The organism is Pseudomonas sp. R62, assembly GCF_000257605.1.
GTDB lineage: Bacteria > Pseudomonadota > Gammaproteobacteria > Pseudomonadales > Pseudomonadaceae > Aquipseudomonas > Aquipseudomonas atacamensis.
This window is the reverse complement of record NZ_JH635998.1, coordinates 2,534,289-2,541,479: the sequence shown is the minus strand read 5'-3', so window position 1 is coordinate 2,541,479 and position 7,191 is coordinate 2,534,289. Positions and strand designations below refer to the sequence as shown.

6 protein-coding genes and 1 pseudogene are annotated in these 7,191 nt (G+C 60.5%); 1 reads left to right on the top strand and 6 read right to left on the bottom strand.

All coding sequences use genetic code 11. The features are described from left to right. A pseudogene (locus tag OQK_RS31250) lies at window positions 1-197 on the bottom strand (DUF2269 domain-containing protein); the annotation flags it as partial. A 41-nt stretch (window positions 198-238) separates the two neighbouring features. Next, window positions 239-1,753, bottom strand: coding sequence for a threonine ammonia-lyase, biosynthetic (gene ilvA / locus OQK_RS12420; protein ID WP_016772678.1), 1,515 nt, complete (start codon window positions 1,751-1,753; stop codon window positions 239-241). Window positions 1,754-2,070: 317 nt separating this feature from the next. On the opposite strand from ilvA, the gene rpiA reads away from it, so the two are divergent. Next, entirely contained in the window at window positions 2,071-2,745 is a 675-nt protein-coding gene (gene rpiA / locus OQK_RS12415) for a ribose-5-phosphate isomerase RpiA (protein WP_007913886.1), read from the top strand. Between the two features lie 79 nt (window positions 2,746-2,824). On the opposite strand, the gene OQK_RS12410 is transcribed toward rpiA, so the two are convergent. The 4 genes from OQK_RS12410 to OQK_RS12395 all read right to left on the bottom strand — a co-directional run bounded on the left by OQK_RS12410 (window position 2,825) and on the right by OQK_RS12395 (window position 7,185). Continuing rightward, on the bottom strand, window positions 2,825-3,742 hold the full coding sequence (locus OQK_RS12410) for an SdiA-regulated domain-containing protein (protein WP_016772677.1): 918 nt from the start codon (window positions 3,740-3,742) through the stop codon (window positions 2,825-2,827). 117 nt (window positions 3,743-3,859) lie between these two features. After that, on the bottom strand, window positions 3,860-4,783 hold the full coding sequence (locus OQK_RS12405) for an SdiA-regulated domain-containing protein (RefSeq protein ID WP_016772676.1): 924 nt from the start codon (window positions 4,781-4,783) through the stop codon (window positions 3,860-3,862). Between the two features lie 300 nt (window positions 4,784-5,083). After that, complete coding sequence (locus tag OQK_RS12400) at window positions 5,084-5,749, bottom strand: fumarylacetoacetate hydrolase family protein (protein WP_016772675.1); 666 nt, start codon at window positions 5,747-5,749, stop codon at window positions 5,084-5,086. Window positions 5,750-5,790: 41 nt separating this feature from the next. After that, window positions 5,791-7,185 carry an FAD-binding oxidoreductase gene (locus tag OQK_RS12395; protein ID WP_038860902.1) on the bottom strand — a complete coding sequence of 465 codons (1,395 nt, stop codon included), beginning with the start codon at window positions 7,183-7,185 and terminating at the stop codon, window positions 5,791-5,793. Window positions 7,186-7,191: the final 6 nt, after the last annotated feature.

The following is a 7,191-nucleotide window of genomic DNA, read 5'->3' as shown; positions in this document are numbered from 1 at the left end:
AGCCACCAGCCGGTGAAAGGCATGCTGAGCATGCCGATCAGCATCAGACACCAGATGAACAGCCAGGGACGGCGCATCGTACTGGCCGGGCCTTCGCTGCGATTACGCCAGGTCAGGGCGGCGAGCCCCAGCCCGCTCGCGAGGATGACCACGGTCGCCGCGACGTGAAGGACTTTCAGGGTGGTCAGGGTTTCCATGTCGTTCTCATCCGTAGATCCATGCCCATCAGCGTAGCCGCTCAGCCAAGAAACAGCTGATAGGCCGGGTTGTCGCTTTCATCCCAATATGGATAGCCGATTTCCGCCAGTGCCGCCGGCACCAGATGACGTTCGTCATGGGGCACTTGCAGGCCGGCGACCACGCGGCCGTCCGCTGCGCCGTGGTTGCGGTAGTGGAACATCGAGATATTCCAACGCCCGCCAAGCTTGTTGAGGAAGTTGAACAACGCGCCCGGACGCTCCGGGAATTCGAAGCGCAGCACCACTTCATCGACCACCTGCGCGGCGCGGCCACCTACCATGTGGCGGATGTGCAGCTTGGCCAGCTCGTTGTCGGTCAGGTCGAGCACCGGAAACCCCTGTTCTGTCAGGCTCGCCAGCAAGGCGCTGCGCGGATCGTTGTCCGGGTGAGTCTGCACGCCAACAAAGATGTGCGCTTCGCTGCCGGTGTTGTAGCGGTAATTGAATTCAGTGATCTGGCGCTTGCCGATGGCTTCGCAGAACGCCTTGAAGCTGCCGGCCTTTTCCGGGATGGTCACGGCGATGATCGCCTCGCGACCTTCGCCCAGTTCGGCGCGTTCGGCGACGTGGCGCAGGCGGTCAAAATTGACGTTGGCGCCGGAGTCGATGGCGACGAAAGTCTGGCCGCTGACACCACGCTGCTCAACATACTTCTTGATCCCGGCCACGCCCAGCGCGCCGGCAGGCTCGGTGATCGAGCGGGTATCGTCGTAGATATCCTTGATTGCCGCGCAGATCTCATCAGTGCTGACGGTGATCACCTCATCAACGTAATCCTTGCAGATTTCGAAGGTGTACTGGCCGATCTGCGCCACCGCCACGCCGTCGGCGAAAATGCCCACGGTCGGCAGAACCACGCGCTCACCGGCAGCCATCGCTGCTTGCAGACAGTTGGAATCGTCCGGTTCGACGCCGATCACTTTGATGTCCGGGCGCAGATACTTCACGTACGCGGCAATACCGGCGATCAGACCACCGCCGCCAACCGGGACGAAGATCGCGTCCAGAGGCTGCGGGTGCTGACGCAGGATTTCCATCGCCACGGTGCCCTGCCCGGCGATGGTGTGCGGATCGTCGTACGGGTGGATGTAGACGTAGCCTTTTTCATCGACCAGTTTCAGCGAATAGGCCAGCGCTTCCGGGAACGAGTCGCCGTGCAGCACCACTTTGCCGCCGCGCGAACGCACGCCTTCGACCTTGATTTCCGGGGTGGTCTTGGGCATGACGATGGTGGCTTTGACGCCCAACACTTTCGCCGCCAGGGCCAGCCCCTGCGCATGATTGCCCGCCGACGCGGTGACCACGCCTCGAGCGCGCTCTTCGTCGCTCAGTTGCGTCAGCTTGTTGTAGGCGCCGCGAATCTTGAACGAGAACACCGGCTGCAAGTCTTCGCGCTTGAGCCAGATGTCGTTGCCCAGCCGCTCGGAGAGCTGGCGAGCGTTCTGCAGCGGGGTTTCTACGGCAACGTCATAAACGCGCGAGGTGAGGATCTTCTTGACGTACTGTTCGAGCATCGGAAAGCATCACTGGCGATTGGGCGGGACCAGCGAGTCTAACCCGCCTTTTGCCGAGGCGACCACACTAAACAGGTGGTTTTAAGGTCTGGAAACCCATTCTTGAGTGAGGACTGTCGTGGCGAGGGGATTTATCCCCGCTGGAGTGCGAAGCGCTCCCCTGCATTTTTTCAGTTACACCAGCGTTCCTGGGTTTACGACGACTGCGTCGCCGAACGGGGATAAATCCCCTCGCCACAGGGTGTTTCCCCCTGTACCACCGCGAGGCCTATAATGCCGGCCTTTCTGCCCAACCCTTGCCCGCTTCCGGAGCCCGCATGACCCAGGATCAACTCAAACAGGCCGTGGCCCAGGCCGCTGTCGACTTCATCCTGCCGAAACTCGACGACAAGAGCATCGTCGGCGTCGGCACCGGCTCCACCGCCAACTGCTTCATCGATGCACTGGCCCAGCACAAGGGCGCGTTCGATGGCGCCGTTGCCAGCTCCGAAGCCACCGCCGCGCGCCTCAAGGGCCATGGGATTCCGGTGTATGAGCTGAATACCGTCAGCGATCTGGAGTTCTACGTCGACGGCGCCGATGAAAGCGATGCGCACCTGAACCTGATCAAGGGCGGCGGCGCAGCCCTGACCCGCGAGAAGATTGTCGCCGCCGTGGCCAAGACCTTCATCTGCATCGCCGACGCCAGCAAACTGGTGCCGGTGCTCGGCGAGTTCCCGCTGCCGGTGGAAGTAATCCCGATGGCCCGCAGCCACGTAGCCCGCCAACTGGTCAAACTCGGTGGCGACCCGGTGTACCGCGAAGGCGTGTTGACCGACAACGGCAACATCATCCTCGATGTGTTCAACCTGCAGATCACCAACCCGGTGGAGCTGGAAGCGCAGATCAACGCCATCGTCGGCGTGGTCACCAACGGCCTGTTCGCCGCGCGCCCGGCGGATCTGTTGTTGCTGGGCACCAGTGAAGGCGTGAAGACGCTGAAGGCTGAGTAACAGACTGCCCGAATCATTGGCAGACAAATAAACCAGTGGGAGCGAGCCTGCTCGCTCCCACAGTGTTTTGTGGTGTTGGTCAGTTTTGTGTGGGCTTCTTGAAGACGTAAAACAGATTCGGCTCGCTCACCAGGTACAACGTGCCGTCATCATCCATCGCAATTCCCTCCGCCTGCGGCACGGTTTTCTGCAAACCCTGACGCCCGCCGCTGATCGACATGGTGCTCAAGGGGCGCCCGTCGACATCCAGTTCGATAATCAACCGCGACTCGTCCGACAGTGCCAGCAAATGCCCGCTGCGTTCGTCGTACTGCAGACTCGACAGATCACGCACGAACATCCCGGCATCGCGCTTGGGGTTGTTGATCACGTGCACCGCGTAGGTCTTGTCCGGTTTGAAGTGCGGAAAGCCGTGGACCTCGTAGATCAGCATCGGGTCGCGTTCTTTCGCCACGAACAGCCGCTTGCCCACTGAATCGTAAGCCAGCCCTTCGAAACCCTTGTTGCCGGACATGTGCACGCCGAGAGTCATTTGCTCGGCATCTTCGGCATCGAGAAAAGTGGTGTCGGCCTCGAGGTGGATCTTGATCAGCCGTTGCTGACGCTCGTCGGTGATCACGTAGGTGTCGGCACTGATGTACTCGACGGCTTCCGGATCGCCAAACCCCACCAGAGCGATGCGCCGCAGAATCTTGCCTTCCAGCGACAGTTCGACCAGTTCGGAATTCTTGTTGGTCACGGTGAACAGGCTTTTGCGCACCGGATCGTAGGTCAGCGCCGAGACGTCATCGTCGAGCCCGTCGATCGGTCGCGCTTCGATGGTCACCCGATATTGATCCAGGCCGATCGCCTCGCTGCTCAACGGTTGCCACAGCGTGTGCAGGTTGAACCAGGCGCGCTCGAACAGGCGCAGGTATTGGCCGATCGCGATCAACGCGATCAGGACAATCATCAACAGGACGAGGATCAGCGGTTTGGGACGGGCAAGTCGACGCATTCAGGCAGGCTCGGGTTCAAGGCAGGCGGATGAAATATCACGCCTGTCTGAACTGAAGCTTAATGGCCACTTGCCTGCCACGACAACCGCACAATTCCGCGATTGTCGTAGGGAAAATTACCGGGGTTTTTCGAAGCGGTAGAACAGGTTCGGTTCGCTGACCATGTACAACGTGCCGTCCTCGTCCATGGTCATGCCTTCGGCGCGGGGAATGGTGTCTTTCAGACCGTTGAAATTCCCAAGCAACGTCATGAAACTGACTTGCTCGCCCTTCTCGTCCAGTTCCAACAAAAGGTGCGAATCGGCCGACAACACCAGCAGATGGCCAGTGCGTGGGTCGACCGCCAGCGCCGACAGGTTGCGAATATCGAGCTCGTCACTGGCCAGCTTCTGCTTGTCGCCGATCAGGGTCTGGCTGCCGTCGCTTTTCCAGGTGAACAGCGCCGGCGGGCGCTCTTCACCCAGCACAAGTTGACGGTTACGCGGATCCCAGGTGATGGCTTCGAAAGCTTTGTTCTGATCTTTCGACGGCCCGAGGTCGTATTTCGGGAAGTCGGCAATGTTCAGCTCACGGGTACCGGCTTCGACCTTGACGATCGACAGCGTGTGTTGACGTTCATCAACAATCGCCAGCAGACCGTTTTCCATGACCGTCAGGCCTTCCGGGTTGCTCCAGCCCACCAGCGGCATCTTGCGCAGCACGTCGCCTTGCAACGTCAGCTCAGCCAGGAACGGATTTTTGCCCATGACCGCGAACAGGGTCTTGGTCTGCGGGTTATAGGCCAGATCCGAAGCTTCGTCCTTTTCCATGCCCGGCAGCGGCTTGGCATCGATCACCACCTGATAATCCGGCAGCCAGACGCTCTCCTTCTGCTCGGCCTTGCTCTCGAAGCGCTCCAGCACCCACAGCACGCCGCGATCATCCCAATGCATGGCGAACGCCAGCCCATAGGCTGCGGCGATGACCAGCAACAGCCAGACATACCAGCGCAGGACGAAGCGCGAACGGGAGGGGGATTTCTGCTGAGTGGGAGATGCCATCGAGGGATGCGTTCCGTTAATTCAGGCCAAGGGTAATAGCACAAAGAGGCCGGCTGAGACGCCAGAATCGCGGGAATTATCCAGAGAGGATGTGAAAAAAACGGCAAATGGCGGGATTGCCGTGTGCATTTTGCCAGCAGCAACACATTACAGATATGAAATGGCCCTTGTGGCGAGGGGATTCATCCCCGTTGGACTGCGCAGCAGGCCCCTCTTTAAGATCAAAAGGGGCCCGCTTCGCGCGCCACCGGGGATAAATCCCCTCACCAAAAAGCTCACCCCCCACAAGGGGTTTTGCGGTTAGCGCACGCTGCTGCTGAAGCTGCTCGCCCCCGGCAGTTCGAGGACGATTTCATCGCCGACGTTCAGCGGGCCGACGCCCACTGGCGTGCCGGTGAGGATCACGTCGCCGGCCTGCAGCGAGAAGCAGCCCGCCATGTGCTGGATCATCGGCACGATCGGGTTGAGCATCGCGCTGCTGTTGCCGTCCTGGCGCACTTCGCCGTTGATGCTCAGGCGGATGCCGATGTCGGTCAGGTCAGCGAAGGTGCTGCCGACCACGAACGGCGCGATCACCGCCGCGCCGTCGAACGACTTGGCGATTTCCCACGGCAGGCCCTTGGCTTTCAGCTCGGCCTGCTTGTCGCGCAGGGTCAGGTCCAGCGCCGGGGCGAAGCCAGAGATCGCATCGAGGACTTCTTCACGGCTCGGCTTGGTTGACAGCGGCTTGCCGATCAACACGGCGATTTCCGCTTCGTAGTGCACCGAACCGCGCTCGGTCGGAATGCTGAACCCGCCTTCCAGCGGCACCACGCAACTGCCCGGCTTGATGAACAGCAGCGGCTCGGTCGGCACCGGGTTGTCCAGTTCCTTGGCGTGCTCGGCGTAATTGCGGCCAATGCACACGACTTTCCCGATCGGGAAGTGAATGCGCGTGCCGTCGACGTACTGGTGCTGATAGCTCATTTACCGACTCCTGCCTTTATTGATTCAACAGAGATTACCGATCAAACCGGGAAAATCTTGCCCGGGTTCATGATGCCGTTCGGGTCGAACACTGCCTTGACCGCTTTCATGTACTCGATCTCGGCCGGCGAGCGGCTGTAGGTCAGGTAATCACGCTTGGTCATGCCCACGCCGTGCTCGGCCGAGATCGAGCCGTTGTACTTCTCGACGGTTTCGAACACCCACTTGTTGACGGTGGCGCACTTGGCGAAGAACTCGTCCTTGCTCAGGTTTTCCGGCTTGAGGATGTTCAGGTGCAGATTGCCATCGCCGATGTGGCCGAACCAGACGATTTCGAAATCAGGGTAGTGCTCGCCAACGATCGCGTCGATTTCGCGCAGGAACGCCGGCACTTTCGAGACGGTAACCGAGATATCGTTCTTGTACGGCGTCCAGTGGGAGATGGTTTCGGAGATGTACTCGCGCAGCCTCCACAGATTGTGCAACTGGGTTTCGCTCTGGCTCATCACGCCGTCGAGCACCCAGCCCTGTTCTACGCAGTGTTCGAAGGTCTCCAGCGCGCTGTTGGCCACTTCTTCGGTGGTCGCTTCGAATTCCAGCAGGGCGTAGAACGGGCACTCGGTCTCGAACGGCGCCGGCACGTCACCACGGCCCATGACCTTGGCCAGGGCCTTGTCGGAGAAGAATTCGAACGCGGTCAGGTCGAGTTTGCCCTGGAAGGCGTGCAGCACCGGCATGATCGAATCGAAATCGGCGGTGCCGAGGACCATCGCCGTGAGGTTTTTCGGCGCGCGATCGAGGCGCATGGTCGCTTCGACAACGAAACCGAGGGTGCCTTCGGCGCCGATGAACAGCTGACGCAGGTCGTAACCGGTAGCGTTCTTGATCAGGTCCTTGTTCAGCTCGAGCACGTCGCCCTTGCCGGTGACGACTTTCATGCCGGCCACCCAGTTGCGGGTCATGCCGTAGCGAATCACTTTGATCCCGCCGGCATTAGTGCCGATATTGCCGCCAATCTGGCTGGAACCCGCCGAGGCGAAGTCGACCGGATAGTACAGGCCGTTTTCTTCGGCGACGTTCTGCAGATGCTCAGTGACCACACCCGGCTGGCACACGGCGGTGCGGTCGGTGAGGTTGACGTCGAGAATCTGGTTCATGTAATCGAACGAAACCACCACTTCGCCATTGGCCGCCACTGCTGCGGCGGACAGCCCGGTGCGCCCGCCGGATGGCACCAGCGCAATTTTGTGGGTATTGGCCCAACGCACCACGGCCTGCACTTGCTCGATGGTCTTGGGAAACACGATAGCGCTGGGCGCCGGGGCGAAGTGCTTGGTCCAATCCTTGCCGTAAGTGTTCAGGGAGTCGGCGTCGGTGAGGACTTTGCCAGGCTCAACCAGGGTCTTCAGTTCATCAATCAGCGCAGGATTGGTCATCGACAG